This window comes from Streptomyces yangpuensis (assembly GCF_024666385.1).
GTDB lineage: Bacteria > Actinomycetota > Actinomycetes > Streptomycetales > Streptomycetaceae > Streptomyces > Streptomyces yangpuensis.
Map to the genome: position 1 here is coordinate 4,229,429 of NZ_CP102514.1, position 15,572 is coordinate 4,245,000.

Sequence of the window (15,572 nt, forward strand, 5' to 3'; positions counted from 1 at the left end):
GGGACGGTGGTCGTGCTGCAAGGGGTAGCTGGTCATGCTGCAAGGGGCGTGCGCGGAGGGTCAGTTGATGCGGATGAGGCGGGCCTTGAGGACGGCGAGCAGGCCGCCGTCGACGGTGACGTCCGCGGTGCCGTTCACCTTGACCGACCGGCCACCGATGCTCACCCCGGCGGTGCCGTCGATGTCGACCTGCCGGCCGGACACCTTCACGGTGCCCTTCCGGGCGTCGAGCGTGATGCCGGTCCCGTCCAGGACGACGGAGGTCAGGGGGCGGCCCCGGCCCGCGTACACGGTGAGTTCGATCCGGTCCCGGCGGTCGTCCATGCGTACTTCGAGCCGCTCGTCCCCGGTCACCAGTCGCAGCCCGGAGGGGCCGGGCGCCGCCGCGTCGAGCAGTTCCACGCGGTGGCCCGAACGTGACACGACCGAGCGGCGGTTGACCTTGCCGCTGGTCTTGTCGATCAGCGGCACGTCGTGCGGTGAGGGCTGGTCGACGCCGTTGTAGAGGCCGCCGATGACGTACGGGCTGTCGAGCAGGCCCTGCTCGAATCCGACCAGCACCTCGTCGTTGACCTCGGGGCTGACGACCCCGCCGCCGCCCTTGCCGCCCCACTGGACGGTACGCACCCAGTCGGTGACGTACGTGTCGTCCAGCCAGGGGAACTTCAGCCGGACAGCGCCGCGCTGGGAGCCGTTCGGTTCGCGTACGTCCGTCACCACGCCGATCGCCAGACCGGGGATGCGGGGGCCCCGTCCGGGTGCGTTGGCGCCGGTCACCAGGCCCGTCAGGGAGCGGTCCGGGCTGGCGCTGACCCATACGGTCGTGCGGAAGCCGCCGTGCGGCTCCAGGACGTGCTGCACCGCCGTCGCCGTGTACCGGCCGGAGAAGGCCTGCCCGACGTTGCCGAGCGCGACCGGCTTGCCGGCCCGCAGCAGCGGGTTGCCCTCGGCCACGGCCTCCAGTTCGCCGAAGCCGGAGCTGATCTGGGCGGCCGTCGCCTTCGCGACCGCCGTCGTCTCGGCCTGGGTGCGGTAGGGGGTGTCGGTGACGGACACGGCGGCCGCCCCGAAGCGCGCGGCGGTCTGCGGGCCGAGGCCCGGCACCACGGTGTCGCTGACGACGGCCGGGTGCTCGGCGACCAGCGGCCGCTTCGTGGTCACGTCCCAGCCGCGGACCTGCACTTTGGAGGCGCCGTCGGCGGCCGTCAGCGCGGCCCGCAGGGCGAGGAGGTTGCGCCCGTACTCCAGGACCATCGGATCGCGGACCGCCGACGTCGACGGGGCGGGCGCCCCGGACGCCTTCACGGGCCGGGTGAACTGCAGCAGGCCCTGATCGTCGACGCGTACCTGTGCGCCGCTCTCGCCGGCGAGGTACTGCAGGAAGTCCCAGTCGGAGACGTTCGCCTGGGACAGCTGCTTGTACGTGACCGGCGCGGCCTCCACCTTCCCGACGGCGAGCCCCGCTCCGGCGGCCACCTTGCGGACGATGGCGGCGGCCGTCATGTTCCGGTACGCGACGACCTTGCGGCCCCGCTGGAGCCGGTGCGCCTTGGAGTAGGCGCGTACGACGGTGAACGAGCCGGTGCGGTCCCGGTCGATCTCCAGGGCGGTGACCTCGCCGTTGAACAGCCGTTCCCGGGCCTGTCCCTTCACGGTCGCCACCGACACCCGCAGCGGGGTGCCGATGGTGATGCCGGTGGCGCGCAGGAACTCGTGGTCGGGGTCGCGGTAGGTGAGGACCGCGGTGTCGGGCAGGCCCACGTTCTCGTCGACGACGCAGGAGACGAGCTGCGCCGCCCAGATCTGCGGCAGTTCGCCGGGGGCTTCCACGATGGGGTCGGCCGCGAACGACCGGCCTCCGGGCTCGGACCCGCTCACCGCTGTTCCTCCTCGCCGTGCTGGTCACGCGTGCCCGGCACCACGATCTCGGTGCCGGGGACGAGTGCCATCGGATCGTCTATGCCGTTGGCCTCCGCGATGACCCGCCAGGCCGTCGCGTCGCCGTATTCGCGCCAGGCCAGCATGGCCAGGCTGTCGCCCGCCACCAGGGTGTGCGTGCTGCGGGCGGTGCGGGAGCCGGAGGTCGGGTTCTGGCCGGGCGGGTCGACGCTCGCCTCCTCGATGGAGAGGGAGCAGGTGGCCCGCAGCGGCTTCCCGTCCACGTCGAAGAGCGTGTACGACACCGACAGGTTGGACAGGACCCCGTCGAATGAGGTCGTCCGTGCGCTGCCCCACTCGAAGCGCACCCAGGGGCTCGCGGGCTTCTTGCGGCCCAGGCTGGCCGGGGTCGGCACGCACGCCTTCATCAGCTTCTCCACCGCCTGCTCGACGGAGTTGTCGTGCTTGGCGGTGGCGTCCAGGAACACCTCCAGGCTGAGCGTGCGCGGGCCGCTGCCCACGAACTCCGGCAGCGCCGACTGGCCCGCCATCCGGGACGGGGAGCGCCGCCACTCGGTGGTCTTGCCCAGTTGCAGGGTCGAGGGGTTGAACTGCAGGTCGAGGCGGGCGATCGTCCCGCCGGGCTTGGCCCCGACCGAGGCCGGGGGCTCCTTGAGGGTGAGCTGGGCCCGGGCGCGGCTGGCGCGTGCCGAAGAGGCCATGCCGTGGACTTCCTTCCGGGGCGGCGGGACGGGGACGAACGGGCTCGGGGACGAACGGCTCGGGGACGAGCGGGTTCGGGGACGAAGGGGAACGGTCGGTCAGGAGGGGAACGGTCGGTCAGGAGGGGAGCAGCCCCTGGTGGGCGATCTCCAGCGTCTCCACGGCCGCGGCGGAGTTGGCGGGGTCGAAGGACGGGCCCTGCCAGCGCACGGGGACGATCCCGAACACCTGCCAGCTGATGATCCGGCTCAGGTCGGGCCGCAGCGCCACGATCTCGCCGTCCTTCGGCTCGACCCGCCGCAGCGTCTCGTCCAGCCAGCGGCCGATCTTCGCCGTGTCGGCGGTGACGGGCCGGGTGAGGGTGATGTTCGACCAGGTCACGCGGCCCGGCAGCTGCCAGGTGAAGCCGTTGTTGCCGCCCTCGGCATAGCTCTCCATCTCGACCTCGGCGCCCATGCCGGAGCAGGTGTGGAAGGCGCCGAGGTCGTTGCCGCCGATCGCCAGCCGGAAGAACACGCTGGTCGCGAAGATGTTGTCCGTCATCGGTCCGTCGTCGTCCGTTTCTCGTTCGTACGTGTTCTCTCAGCCGTGTCCTCGGCCGTGCCCTCAGCGGCGGCCGTCGAAGGGCCGGCCCGCGCGTTCCCGGCCGCGCCGCAACTCGGTGCGCAGCAGGCGCGCCACCGGGTCGAGCAGGCGCCGCGCCAGGTCGTCCAGGTCGAGGTCGCCGCCGCCGTGGGCGGTCGTGCCGCGCGCAGCGTCCGGCCTGCCGGACGTGGTCCCGCCGGGGTGGGCGCGGGCCGGGCCGAGCGGGCCGGGCCCGGTCCGGCCGCCACCCGTGTCGCGCTGCACGGGGGGCGGCGGGCCGGACGGAGGCGGCGGTGCGGGGACGGCCGCCTGCGGGACGGCGGCGGGGGCCGACGCCCTGGGCCGTACGACGGGCACGGAGCCGGCGACCGGAGCGGCGGGCGCGGGCTGGACCACGAGCGGGGGCGTGTACGGACCGGTCACGGGCAGGGGAGTGGCGGTGGCCCGGGCCGCGGGCGTCGGGCGAACGGCCTGCGCGGGGCGGGGGGCGGGGGTACGGGCGGCGGGGGGCGCCGAGGCTCGCTGTACGGCCTGCTGCGGTGCCGGCTGCTGCGGTGCCGTGGTGGACGGGGCGGCCCAGCGCGCCGGGACCACGGGGCGGCTCGCCGGACGGGGTGCGGCGGCGGGTGCGCTCCCCATGGCGGCCGTGTCCTGGGTACCGAGGGCGAGGGGGCGCGCCGCCAGTAGCTGGAGGGACGGGGGCGTCGTGCGGGCCGCGCGCGCCGCGCCGACGGCGCGGGCGGCGACGAGCGGGACCGGGCGCGACGGTGCGCCGGTACGGCGGTGCGCCGTGCCGGTGCCGGTGCCGGTGCCCGAGCCCGGGCGGGGCGCGGGGACGGACGGCGTCGGCATCGAGGGCAGGGGCGCCCTCCGCTGCACGGCGGGCACGGCCGTGGGCGGGAGCCCGGCGAGCGGCGCGCCGAGGGGCCCGCGGGTCCGCACCGGCTTCTCGGCCGCCGGGCCGCTCCCCGCGGCTTCGGTCTGCCGCTGCACGGGGGACGACGGCGTGGCGGTGGCGGTGACGGGGAGTTCGGTGAGCGGCGCGCCCAGCGGGGCGCGGGTGCGCATCGGCTTCTCGGCCGCCGGGCCGCTCGCCGCGGGCTCCGCCGCGCGCTGCACGGTGGGTGCGTGCGGTGCGGGGCCGCCTACCGCAGGTTCGGCCGTACGCTGCACGGTGGGCATGGCCGGGCCGGGGGCAGCGGGTGCGGACGACGGCGTGGCGGTGGCGGGGAGTTCGGTGAGCGGCGCGCCGAGCGGGGCGCGGGTGCGCATCGGCCTCTCGGCCGCCGGGCCGCTCGCCGCGGGCTCCGCCGCGCGCTGCACGGTGGGTGCGTGCGGTGCGGGGCCGCTCCCCGCAGGTTCGGCCGCGCGCTGCACCGTCGGTCTGGCGGGGCTCGGGGTGGCCGGGGTGTGGCTGTGCGTCCGCTGGACGGGAGTCTCAGCCGTGGGCTGCTTTGCCGGGGTCTCGGAATTCGGCTGGCGCTGCACGGTGGGCATGGCGGGGCCGGGGGCCGCCGGTGCGGGGGTCGATGGCGTTGCGGTGGCGGGGGGTTGGGTGAGCGGCTCGCCGAGGGGTGCGCGGGTGCGCATCGGCTGGGCGGGAGCCCCGGCCGACGGGTCGTTCGTCGTGCGCTGCACGGTGGGTGCGTGCGGTGCCGGGCCGCTCCCCGCAGGTTCGGCCGTGCGCTGCACCGTGGGCATGGCGGGGCCGGGGGTGGCCGGTGCGAGGGGCGACGGCGTCGCTGTGGCCGGGAGTTCGGTGAGCGGCTCGCCCAGGGGTGCGCGGCTGCGCATGCGCTGGACGGGTGCGCCGGCGGCCGGCTCCGCGGGGTCGGTCTGGCGCTGCACCGCGGGCATGGCAGGGGCGCGGGTGTGCGTCCGCTGGACGGGTGCGTCGGCGGCCGGCCCGGTGGCCGAGGGTTCGGCATGGCGCTGCACGGTGGGCATGGCAGGGCCCTGGGCGGCCGGTGCGGCGTCGGACGGTGGCCCGCTGGTGGGGAGTTCGGTGGCGGGGAGTTCGGTGGGGGGCTCGCCCAGCGGGGCGCGGGTGCGCATCGGCTTGTCGGCCGCGGGGCCGCTCACGGTCTCCGCCGTGCGCTGCACGGTGGGTGCGTGCGGTGCCGGGCCGCTCGCCGTGGGCTCGGCCGTGCGCTGCACGGTGGGCATGGCGGGGCCATGGGCGTCCGGGGTCGGGGCCGACGGCGTGATGGTGGGCGGGAGTTCGGTGAGCGGGGCGCGGGCCGGTGCGCGCTGGACGGGCGCGTCCAGGCCGGTAGCCGTGGGCGTGGGCGTCGTCGTGGTCGTGCGTACGGCGGGTACGCGGCGCCGCGGGGTGGACGGGACCCGGGCGGTGGTGAGCGGACGTCCAACCGGGTGTGGCCGGACCGTGACGGGGCCGGGCGCGCCCTCGCCCGTACGGCCGGGCCGGTTGTCCGGGGCGAACACGCCTTCGGTGGAGGCGGCGGGGACCACCGCGATGCGGCGGACCACCGGGAAGTGCGCGGGTGCCACCGTACGGCCGGGCCCGGCCGGGGAGACGGCGGACCGCTGCACGGCGGGAGCGGGCGCAGCTCCGAGCACGGCCGTGGAGTGCGTGGACGTGAGACCCCGCGCAGCGGACACGTCCGATGTCGTGGCGGCGGGGCTCGCGGCCCTCCGGGACGGTACGGACGCCCGTGCCCCCGGGGCCGCGGCCGACGGCGCGCCGTCCGTGTCGCTCCGGGCGGGCGCATGCGGGGCGACCGGAGCGGGGGCCGCGTCCGCGGACGGGCCGGCCGGGGCGGCGGCCCCGCGGGCCATGGCCCGCGAGACGACCGGCCCCGGTGTGCCGGTGCCGGTGCCGGTGCCGGTGCCGGTGCCGGCGCTGCGGCCCGCGGCCGGGGCGGGGCGCACTGGACCGGCCCCCGGTGGCGGGGTGGCGGGTGCGGCTCCCGCCTGCTCGGGCTCGGTGGGCAGTGCCCGCAGCAGCAGTGGGCCGCCGCCGCTGGGGGCGGGGCGGGCCGTGGCGGGGCGGGCGACCCCGCGGACGAGTCCGGCCGGGGCGGACGGCAGCAGGCCGTGGGCGAGCCCGGTGTCGAACGACGGGTCGCGCCACGCGGCCAGGCCGGAGCGGAAGGCGAGCCCGTCGCTGACGCCCGTGACCGACCGCGAGATGGTCAGCGGGGGCGGCGTGGTCGCGCGCCAGCCGCCGTCCCAGTCGCCGGGGACGGTGGCGGCCGGCGCCTCGGCGGCGGAGGTGTCGGGGGTCGTCACGGCACCCGCAGCCGCCGACGCCGCGGGTTCCGGCACGGCGGTGCGCCGGCGCAGCCTGTCCCGCCATGCCATCTGTTCAACCGCCTTCGTTCACACGGGTGTTGATACGAGCTATCTCGGTGACCCAGTCCTGCCGCTCGCCGTGGGTCAGGTCGAGGATCTCGTCGCGCCGCCAGTGGAAGTGGTAGGCGATGTACGCGATCTCCTCCCGGAGCCGGGGGAGCGCGTACGTCACGATTCCCCCAGGCGCCCACCGGAGAGGTCGACCTCGAAGCCGCCGTCGCAGTGCGGGCAGGTGACCGCCGCGCGGGTGTGGCCCTCGCTGTTGACGCGCCGGTAGAAGTCCTGGAGGAACGCGACGTCGGTCGCGTACATCCGCTCGACGACCCCGGCGTGCACGTCGGTGATGGTGCCGAGCCGGGTGATCACCTGGCTCAGCAGCACCACGCTCAGGTACGCCGGGTTCTCCTTGACCCGCAGGTCGATCTGCGGGCGGAGCTCGTCGCGCGCGGTGGCCAGGCGCATCGCACCGTGCCGGTGCACCGTGCCCGCCTCATCCACGTACCCGCGCGGCAGCTCGAACTCGAACTCCGTGCGCAGCCCGTGGTCCTCGCGGGGGGCCGGAGCGGCGGCGGCCGGGGGTGCCGCCGCCTGCTCCGGGGCCTGGGCGGGCGCCGTGACCTGGAGGATCTCCTCCAGGCTGCCCGCAGTCACCGTACGGCGCCTCATTCGACGATGATCTCCTCGAACACGATGGTCACGGACTCGGTGGCCGCGGCGGACTCGCCGGCCTTGAGGGAGGGGCCCTCCCACTTGGAGGCCCAGCCCTGCATCAGCTGGATGCGGCGGATGGTCGCGCCCGTGGAGTCCTTGATCTCGATCGTGAGGTTCTGTCGCGCGGTGTCGACGGCGCCGTTGTTCAGCGTCTCCTTGATCCACTTGGTGAACTCGCTGCTCTTGTCGAGTCCCCGGGTGATCGTGACCTCGCCCGCCTGGCGAGCGCCGGGCTGCTTGCGGATGATCTGCTTGCCCTCCGCGCTGACCTGGCGGACCTCGACGACCTCTTCCTCGACGGTCAGGCCGCTGATCTCCTGGATCGATTCGACCAGGTAGCCGCCGAGCTGCACGCCGAAGATATGGGTGGAAAGAGCATCGCCCTCTGCCATGACTGTCCTTCACCTTTCCTTACTGATGCTGCTGGTGCTGCCGGTGCCGGTGCCGGTGCTGCTGCCGCTGCCCGGGAGGGTCACTCGTCGACGAGACTGGTGCTGTCGGAGAACTGGGCCAGCCGGAACACCACGAACTCGGCGGGCTTGACCGGCGACACACCGATCTCGCAGACCACACGGCCCTGGTCGATCGACTCCTGCGGGTTGTTGTCCCGGTCGCACTTGACGTAGAACGCCTCCGCCGCCGTGCGGCCGAACAGCGCGCCGCGACGCCACTCCTCGGTCAGGAAGGCGGTGACGTTGCGCCGGATGCTGGACCAGAGCCGGTCGTCGTTCGGCTCGAAGACCACCCACTGGGTGCCCAGGAGGATCGACTCCTCCAGGTAGTTGAAGAGGCGGCGCACGTTCAGGTAGCGCCAGGCCGGGTCGGAGGAGAGGGTGCGCGCGCCCCAGATCCGGATGCCGCGGCCGGGGAAGGCCCGTACGCAGTTCACGCCGATCGGGTTGAGCAGGTCCTGCTCGCCCTTGCTCAGGCGCAGCTCCAGGTCCACGGCGCCGCGGATCACCTCGTTGGCGGGAGCTTTGTGCACACCGCGCTCGGCGTCGCTGCGCGCCCACACACCGGCGATGTGGCCGCTCGGCGGGACGGTCGTGTTGCGGCCGGCGGCCGGGTCGAAGACCTTGACCCACGGGTAGTAGAGGGTGGCGTAGCGGGAGTCGTAGCCGGCCTCGTCGTTGCGCCAGTTGCGCACCTGCTGTGCGGACAGCCCGGGCGGGGTGTCCAGGACGGCCACCCGGTCACCCATCTGCTCGCAGTGGGAGATCACCGCGAGCTGTACGGTGCGCACGCCCTCGGAGTCGATGTCGCCGCGCTGGTAGGCGCTCATCAGGTCCGGCACCGCGACCATGGTGATCTCGTCGATGGTCTCCAGGCCGGCGAAGCCGGTACGGGCGCCCGCGTCGCCGACGTACTCGGCCGGGTCGAGCCGGGACACGGTGCCGTTCCCGGCAGCGGCGGCCACGGCGCCGGGGGCGTCGGGCAGGGCCACGGTCTGGCCGGCGGGCCGGGTCTGGGCGGCGGACCGCTGCTCGGTGACCTCGATCAGCTTCGAGGCTCGGGCCTGGGTGACGAGGTAGCCCTTGACGTTCTTGCGGGCGGAGGCGTCGTAGGTCTCGGCGACCTGCTCGCCCTGGCGGACCAGGAGCTTGAAGCGGTCCTCCGGCGGGTTCTCCCCGTCGGCGTCGGTGATCTCCACGGACACGCCGGTGACGCCCGGACGCGCCGTGATCAGGAAGCCGCCGAGCTCGACGGGCTGCGCCGCGCGGGCCTGCGGGACGGCTCCCGCGGCGGCCGGTGCGGAGGCGTCGCGGTCGGACCCGCCGATGCGGACGACGTACGCGGCGCCGCCGCCGTTGGCGAAGTAGCCGTAGACCGCGTGGGGCAGGTAGGTGCCCTCGGCGAAGCCGCCGAAGTGCTGGGAGTACTGGTCCCAGCTGGTGACCAGCGTCGGTTCGTGGAAGGGCCCGCTCTGGGCGAACCCGACGAACGCGGCGACGGCGGTGCCGACCCCTTCGATCGGGCGAGCACCGGACTGCACCTCCTCCACGTACACGCCCGGGGTGAGGTACGTCGGCATGCTCGCTCCTTCGTCACGGCTTGCAATCAGGTCTGGTCACAGCCTCGCGCGCGACAGCCGCCGTGGGCAGGGACGTTCGGGCCCGGTCAGGGGCAAGTGCGCTGCCCTCGCGGTCGCCCCCGCCGGGCCGTCCAGGCAGCCGGGCCGCCCGGCGGGACCGCGCGCCGGCATTCACGGGCGCCGCCCACCGGGTCCGCCCAGCCGGGTCCGCCCGGACGCCGCCACCCGGGTCCGCCCATCCGGCGCCGCCACCCGGGTCACACGTCCGTGACCTGGCCCAGGTACGGTCCGAACTCGCCCTCCAGGACCAGCCGTCCGAGCTTGCGGTACTCCTGGGCGACGGCGGTCATCACCTGGCGCATCGTCAGCGGCTCGCCGGACGCCGCCGCGAAGTAGGCGGCCGTCACCGCGCAGGCCCGGATCGAGCCCCCGGCCAGTTCGAACCGGTCGGCGCAGAAGCCGAGATCGACGTCGTCGGCCCGCGGCAGCCGGTCGCCCAGGCACCGCTCCCACAGGGCCCGGCGCTGGGCGGCGTCGGGGACGGGGAAGTCCGCGATCACGTCGAGCCGGCGGGTGAACGCCTCGTCGAGGTTGGCCCGCAGGTTGGTGGTCAGGATGGCGATGCCGTCGAAGGACTCCATCCGCTGGAGCAGGTACGCCGACTCCATGTTGGCGTGCTTGTCGTGGGAGTCCTTCACGTCCGAGCGCTTGCCGAAGATCGCGTCGGCCTCGTCGAAGAGGAGCACCGCGTTGACGGCCGAGGCCTCGGTGAAGATCCGTTCCAGGTTCTTCTCGGTCTCGCCGACGTACTTGTCGACGACCGTGGACAAGTCCACCACGTACAGGTCCATGCCCAGGTCGGCGGCCACCACCTCGGCGGACATGGTCTTGCCCGTACCGGAGGAGCCCGCGAACAGGGCGATCACCCCGCGGCCGCGGCCGCCGCCGGGCCGCATGCCCCACTGACCGAGCACCTGGTCGCGGTGGCGTGCACGCACCGCGAGGTCGCGCAGCCGGCGGTGCGTGGGAGCGGGCAGTACGAGGTCGTCCCAGCCCACCGCCGGTTCCACCCGGCGGGCGAGGCGGGCCAGGCCCGCACCGTTCTGGGCCCGTACGGCGCTGCGCAGGTCGTCGGGGGAGACGGGCCGGCCGTCGAGGGCGGCGGTGCGCGACGCGGTGTCGGCGGCGCGCCGCAGCTGCCCGGCGTCGAGGCGGTGCGCGGACACGGACCGGGCGAGGGCCTCCGCCCCGGCCGCTTCACCGCCCGCCCCGGCCGCCGCACCCCGGGCGCCGGCATCGTCCGTACGGCCGTGCTCCGCGGCGGCCCGTTCCAGCGCGTGCCGCCAGCGCACGGCCTGCCGCTCGGGGGTGGGGGCCGCCACCGTCAGGGAGACGGGGGTGGCGGCCGCCCAGGCGGGCTCCCAGCCGCTCGTGCCGTGCGTGAACAGCGGGACACCGCGCAGCACCGTGCACAGCGTGCGCAGGACGTGCGCCCGCTCGTCTGGCTTGTCGGGCAGTGCCTCCAGCGGGCCGAGCAGTACGCCGGCGCCCAGCAGCCGGGCCTCGCGGGCGGCGGCGCGGGCCAGCGCGGGCAGGGCGCGGGCGCGGTGGGTCAGCGCCACCGGGTCCAGGACCAGGAGGCCCAGCCCGCGGGCCTGCAGTGCGGCGGCGGCCAGCCCCTCGGGGTCACCGCCGCGGGTGCGCAGGTGGACGTGACCGGTGCCGCTTGTGCCCGCGGCGGCGGCCAGGTGCAGTTCGCCGGGGTCGACGGCCGGGTCGTCGGCGGCCTCGCCGAGCACCTCGGCCAGATCCGGAGCGGGCGAGGCGTCGCCGAGCAGGTGGGCGGTGACCCGGTCCGGGACGGTCAGCGTCCGGGACAGGGGCGGCCGTTCGGGATCGGTGACCTCCAGCAGGCCGCCCGCGACGAGCGGGGCACCGGGGGAGAGCCGGAAGCGCGCGGCGGCGGCGTGGTCGCGGCCGCACAGTTCGAGGGCGAGCCCCACGGTCGGCCGGCGGCGGGTCAGGTCGTCGTTGAGGTAGCCGTAGAGCCGCTCGAACCGGGCGTCGAGGTCCGGGGCCAGGGCGACCAGGAGCAGGTCCAGGTCGACGGGCTCCAGCCCGAAGCGCTGGGCGAGGACGTCGAGCGGCGAGCCGGCCGGCGGCGGCCCGGCCGGTGCGAGGGCGGGCAGGCCGGGGCCGTGCCCCTCGCCCCCGTCCAGGATCCGGGCGACCGCCTCGGGCGTGAGGTACTGGCCCCGGTAGGGGTCGTCCGGGTCGGGATCGACGGAGCGCCGCAGCGCCACGGCATGCCGGACCCGGTCCTCGACGAGCCGGAGCCGCGTCCACAGGTACGGGACCTCGTCGGCGCGGGCCCGGCCCGGCGCCGGGTCCGGTACCAGGTCGCCGGGCCTCGTATCCGGCACCGGCTCCGGGGCCGAAGCGGATGCCGGGGCGGATGCCGGGGCGGGGGCCGGGGTCCGGAGGGTGTGCGTCACGGCTGCCGTTCTCCTCGTCGGCGGCGGGCGGGGGCCTTGGGCCGTTCCCGGGAGCCGCCGAAGCCCTCCGGTCCCGGTGCGCCCAGTTCGACGTAGCGCAGCCGGCGCCGGCTCCCGTCGCCGTCCGGTCCTGCCTGCGGTACGGAGTTGACCACGAGGCCCTGGGTGACGGGCGGGGCCGCGACCTTGCCGATGCCGGCCAGCGGGGCCTTCACGCGCAGTCCGAGGGACGGCTTCAGTTCGCCGCCCAGCGCCGACCACACGTCGGAGGCGGCCGGGGCGTCCATGCCGGTGCCGCCCGCGTCCACGTCCACGAGCAGGCCGAGGTCGGCGAGCGTGCCGGTGAGCAGGCGCGGGGGCAGCGTGTCGGTGGCGACGAGGCAGGACAGCACCTGGGACAGCAGCCGGTGCTCGTCCTGCGGCCTGCTCGCCCAGGCGGTGACCAGGTACGTCAGCTCGAACCAGCGCGGCGGGGTGCGGCGCGCGACGACGAATCCGTCCTCGTCGTACACCTCGCCCCCGCCGCTGCCGCGCCGGGTCGGGTCCTCCCGGATGTCGTACAGGAACACGCAGACGGTGGGCGCGCTGCGGCGGGCGGCCCAGTCGCGGGTCGGCGCGTCGAAGACGACCTCGACGCCCGACGCCTCCAGGCCGGATTCCGCCAGCAGCCGCCGCAGCCCTTCGTCGACCTCGTGGATCACCGGCGGGCCACCTCGTCGGGCGGCTGCACCGTGCCGTTGACCACGAGGAAGTCGGTCTGCACGGGGGAGAATCCGGGGCCGCTCGCGGTGATGATGCGCGGGCCGGTCTGGTCCTTGGCGAGGATCAGCAGCTGGCCGATGAAGGTGCCGTCGGCCTGGGGCACGGTCGGTGCGGCCGCCGCGGTGATGCCCGGCTTCCACGCGAACCGCACCGGCGCGCCGGGCGGGAAGTCCTCGCCGCGGACCGAGGTGACGAAGCCGGGCCTGCCGATCGGCGGGACGGCGACGATGCGCGGCTGGAGGATGCGCAGCTGCTTGCGGGCGGTGTTGTCACCGGGGTCGGCGTCCGTGCCGGTCGTGGTGAGGGTCGCGGTGATCTCGGCGGTGAGCGCCTTGTGGGGGCTGAGGACGACCCGCAGGACGTTGCGGGCGCCCGGTGCCAGGTCCGGCAGGACACACGTCCAGTTGCGGTCGCAGCCCGGCGGCGGGCCGTCGTGGGGGACGCCCTCGGGCAGGCCGATGCGCAGCCGCAGGCCGGTGGCGAGGGCGCTGCGGCCGTTGGCGACGGTGTAGGTGACGACGACGCGCCCGCCGACGTAGCCGGGGTTCGGCTGTGCGGTGATGCTCACGCCGGGGCCGGCCTGGGGTGCGGGCGGCTGCGGCGCGGGCGCCGGGGCCGTGGGAGGCGTGGTGGGCGGGGTCGTGGGCGGGGTGGGCTTTGGCGTCGGGGTGGGCGTCGGCGTCGGCTTCGGCGGTACGGGGGCCTCGCGCACCGGGACCACGGTCCGGCCGGCGTTGTCGCTGGGACGGGGGTCGAGGACGGTGCCGGTGACCGACCACTCCACGGGCTGGTCGCCGGGGGTGACGCCGGTGAGGGTGACGGTCACCGGGACGGTGGCGCCGGGCGGTACGACGCCCAGGGCGCAGGTCAGCGCCGCGGCGTCGCAGGTGGCGCCGGGGGCGGTGAGCCCGGTGACGCTCACGCCGAGCGGCGGTGCGACGGTCAGCCGGGTGCCGGGGGAGGCCGCCGGACCGTGGTTGACGACGTCGACGCGGACGGTGGCCGGGCCGCCGACGGTGAGCGGCGGGGTCCGCTCGGGCGCCTGCACCGCGAGGTCCACCGACTGCTGGACGGCGGGCTCCTTCTGACGGCCCGGCAGGCCGGTGACGAGCAGGTTGTGGGAGCCGGTCGCGACGTCCACCAGCTTCAGTTTCTCCGGGCTGTTGACGGCCCGGGAGCCGCGGCCGGTGAGCACGAGGGACTTGCCGTCGGCGGTCCAGGCGGCGTCACGGGGCTGGTAGGGGCCGTTGCCGGTGGTCTCGGGCAGTTCGCGGCCGCAGGCGCCCGGCTTGTCGCGGGCGGCGTCGGGCAGCAGGACCCGGCAGGTGCCGCCCGCGGCGGAGGCGAGGAGGATGCCGCTGCGCTCGTCGACGCGGCCGCCGCCGTTCTTGCGGTTGAAGGCGATGGTGGCGCCGTCCGGTGAGAACGCCGGGCTGTCGTCGATGACTTCGCAGGCGCCGAAGCAGACGGTGGCGCTCAGGTCGCGCTGCTGGTCGAGCCGGTCCACGGGCACGGTCCAGATGTGCTTGTTGCCGCCGTGGCCGTTGATCACCAGGTTGCGGGTGAAGGCGAGCGTGGTGCCGTCGGAGGACCAGGTGGGCTGGGCGTCACCGCCCCGGGGTCCGCCCGCGGGCGGGGTGATCTCGCTGCGGATCGCGCCGGTGGCGGCGTCCGCGATCAGGATGCGGCTGGGGCCCGCGGCCTCGCCGACGCCGCCGGGGGACGTACGGGTGAAGGCGAGGTACCTGCCGTCGGGGGAGAACGTCGGGTCGGTGTCCCAGTCCTTGGGGCCGCGGCCGGCCAGCGGCAGGGCCGCGGCGTCGGTGCCGTCGGCGTCCGCCATCCAGATCCGCTGGATCCGGGCGTCCGCCTTGCCCTCGAAGCGGGTCACCACGATCCTGCGTCCGTCGGGCGTGTAGCTCTGCCGTTCCGTCCACGGGTCGAAGCCGGGGCCCGGCCGGAACAGCGGGTCCTTGGCCGGGTCGGTGTTGGTGTCGGCCGCCGGGTCCTCGTCGAGGATGGTCAGGCCCAGGTCGCGCGGGTCGGAGCCGTCCGTCCGGGCGTCCTGCAGGGTCACGGCGTGCCGGCCGGCCGCCGAGATCCGCTCGACGACGGCGCCGCCGCCCTTGAGGGGGCCCAGCCAGGTGGGCGAGCCGATCTCGCGGTCCTCGCTGTACACGAGCTTCGGGGTGTCCGCCGAGTGCGCGGGCACCTGGAACACGTGGTCCCAGTCGCCCTTGCAGTCACAGGTGCGGTCCGGGCTGAGGAAGAGCAGACCGTTCCCGTCGGGCAGCCACGCTGCCCCGCGGGTCCGCCAGCCCGCCTGGGCGCCGGCCAGCAACTGCCCGTCCGTGCGCCCGTTCGTCCACCGCAGGCGGGGGCCGGAGGCTCCGGTGGCGGTGTAGGCGATCACGTCGCGGTTGGTCGCGTCGTCCACCGGGTTCCACACGGGCTCGGTGGCCGGGCCGTTCGCCGGGTCGGTGAGCCGGGTGGCGGCGCCGCCGCGCAGGGGGCGTACGTAGACCTGCGCGCCGGCGGACCGGTCGGCGTCGGAGGAGTACGCCAGGCGTCCGCCCTCGGGGGAGACGGTCGGGTGCTCCTCGTTCGCGGGGGTGTCGGTCAGCCGGGTCAGGCCCGTGCCGTCGGTGCGTACGAGCCACAGGTCGCGCTGGACCCCGCCGGCCGCGGCGCGCTGGGCCGAGTCGAAGACGACCGACCGTCCGTCGGGGGTCAGCCGGGGGTTGCCCACGTCCAGGCCGCTGGTCAGCCTGCGGACCGAGCCGTCCGCGGACCGGAGGTAGACCTGCGGGGTCCGCTCGTCGCGGCGGCTCGCGAACACCAGCCGGTCGCCGAGCGCGGCGGGCTGGACGTCCAGGTGGACCGGCCCGTCACCGAACAGCGGGGTGCTGGTGTCGGTCTTGTCGCCCGCCACCCGCCCCAGGCTGCGGTGGCGCGTACCGGCGTACGCGACCCGGCTGTTCCCGGCGTCGGCCGCGAGGGGCTGCGCCCCGGCGTCGCCCGGTCCGGCGGCCGCCGTCACCGCGAGCAAGGGCGCCAGCAGCAGCATCGAC

General features: G+C 75.7%; 11 protein-coding genes. All 11 read right to left on the reverse strand.

Annotated elements, in window-relative coordinates; translation table 11 throughout:
- Positions 1 to 60 precede the first annotated feature (60 nt).
- Positions 61 to 1,878, reverse strand: a complete 1,818-nt coding sequence (locus tag NRK68_RS19365) for a VgrG-related protein (RefSeq protein WP_183067044.1) — start codon at positions 1,876 to 1,878, stop codon at positions 61 to 63.
- Positions 1,875 to 2,600 (reverse strand): CIS tube protein, encoded by a 726-nt coding sequence (locus NRK68_RS19370; RefSeq protein ID WP_046779355.1) that lies wholly within the window; start codon positions 2,598 to 2,600, stop codon positions 1,875 to 1,877. Before NRK68_RS19370 ends, NRK68_RS19365 begins: the two co-directional genes overlap by 4 nt.
- Before the next feature lie 118 nt (positions 2,601 to 2,718).
- Positions 2,719 to 3,144 (reverse strand): phage tail protein, encoded by a 426-nt coding sequence (locus NRK68_RS19375; RefSeq protein ID WP_030710062.1) that lies wholly within the window; start codon positions 3,142 to 3,144, stop codon positions 2,719 to 2,721.
- Between the two features lie 63 nt (positions 3,145 to 3,207).
- Positions 3,208 to 6,510, reverse strand: coding sequence for a hypothetical protein (locus NRK68_RS19380; RefSeq protein WP_257856317.1), 3,303 nt, complete (start codon positions 6,508 to 6,510; stop codon positions 3,208 to 3,210).
- A gap of 4 nt (positions 6,511 to 6,514) precedes the next feature.
- Complete coding sequence (locus NRK68_RS19385) at positions 6,515 to 6,673, reverse strand: DUF6760 family protein (RefSeq protein WP_167344733.1); 159 nt, start codon at positions 6,671 to 6,673, stop codon at positions 6,515 to 6,517.
- On the reverse strand, positions 6,670 to 7,167 hold the full coding sequence (locus NRK68_RS19390; protein ID WP_030664145.1) for a zinc-ribbon domain-containing protein: 498 nt from the start codon (positions 7,165 to 7,167) through the stop codon (positions 6,670 to 6,672). Before NRK68_RS19390 ends, NRK68_RS19385 begins: the two co-directional genes overlap by 4 nt.
- Entirely contained in the window at positions 7,164 to 7,604 is a 441-nt protein-coding gene (locus tag NRK68_RS19395) for a phage tail protein (RefSeq protein ID WP_030031999.1), read from the reverse strand. Before NRK68_RS19395 ends, NRK68_RS19390 begins: the two co-directional genes overlap by 4 nt.
- An 80-nt stretch (positions 7,605 to 7,684) precedes the next feature.
- Positions 7,685 to 9,244 carry a phage tail sheath family protein gene (locus NRK68_RS19400; protein WP_183067042.1) on the reverse strand — a complete coding sequence of 520 codons (1,560 nt, stop codon included), beginning with the start codon at positions 9,242 to 9,244 and terminating at the stop codon, positions 7,685 to 7,687.
- 257 nt (positions 9,245 to 9,501) lie between these two features.
- On the reverse strand, positions 9,502 to 11,643 hold the full coding sequence (locus tag NRK68_RS19405; RefSeq protein ID WP_183067120.1) for an AAA family ATPase: 2,142 nt from the start codon (positions 11,641 to 11,643) through the stop codon (positions 9,502 to 9,504).
- 92 nt (positions 11,644 to 11,735) lie between these two features.
- Complete coding sequence (locus NRK68_RS19410) at positions 11,736 to 12,440, reverse strand: Pvc16 family protein (RefSeq protein ID WP_183067041.1); 705 nt, start codon at positions 12,438 to 12,440, stop codon at positions 11,736 to 11,738.
- Positions 12,437 to 15,568 carry a DUF11 domain-containing protein gene (locus NRK68_RS19415; protein ID WP_183067040.1) on the reverse strand — a complete coding sequence of 1,044 codons (3,132 nt, stop codon included), beginning with the start codon at positions 15,566 to 15,568 and terminating at the stop codon, positions 12,437 to 12,439. The genes NRK68_RS19410 and NRK68_RS19415 overlap by 4 nt, the downstream gene beginning before the upstream one ends.
- Positions 15,569 to 15,572 lie beyond the last annotated feature (4 nt).

Bases quoted from the DNA above. Each gene is read 5' to 3' on its own strand.
- NRK68_RS19370 (WP_046779355.1), bottom strand. From the start codon at position 2,600: ATGGCCTCTTCGGCACGCGCCAGCCGCGCCCGGGCCCAGCTCACCCTC.
- NRK68_RS19400 (WP_183067042.1), bottom strand. From the start codon at position 9,244: ATGCCGACGTACCTCACCCCGGGCGTGTACGTGGAGGAGGTGCAGTCC.
- NRK68_RS19375 (WP_030710062.1), bottom strand. From the start codon at position 3,144: ATGACGGACAACATCTTCGCGACCAGCGTGTTCTTCCGGCTGGCGATC.
- NRK68_RS19395 (WP_030031999.1), bottom strand. From the start codon at position 7,604: ATGGCAGAGGGCGATGCTCTTTCCACCCATATCTTCGGCGTGCAGCTC.
- NRK68_RS19415 (WP_183067040.1), bottom strand. From the start codon at position 15,568: ATGCTGCTGCTGGCGCCCTTGCTCGCGGTGACGGCGGCCGCCGGACCG.
- NRK68_RS19390 (WP_030664145.1), bottom strand. From the start codon at position 7,167: ATGAGGCGCCGTACGGTGACTGCGGGCAGCCTGGAGGAGATCCTCCAG.
- NRK68_RS19380 (WP_257856317.1), bottom strand. From the start codon at position 6,510: ATGGCATGGCGGGACAGGCTGCGCCGGCGCACCGCCGTGCCGGAACCC.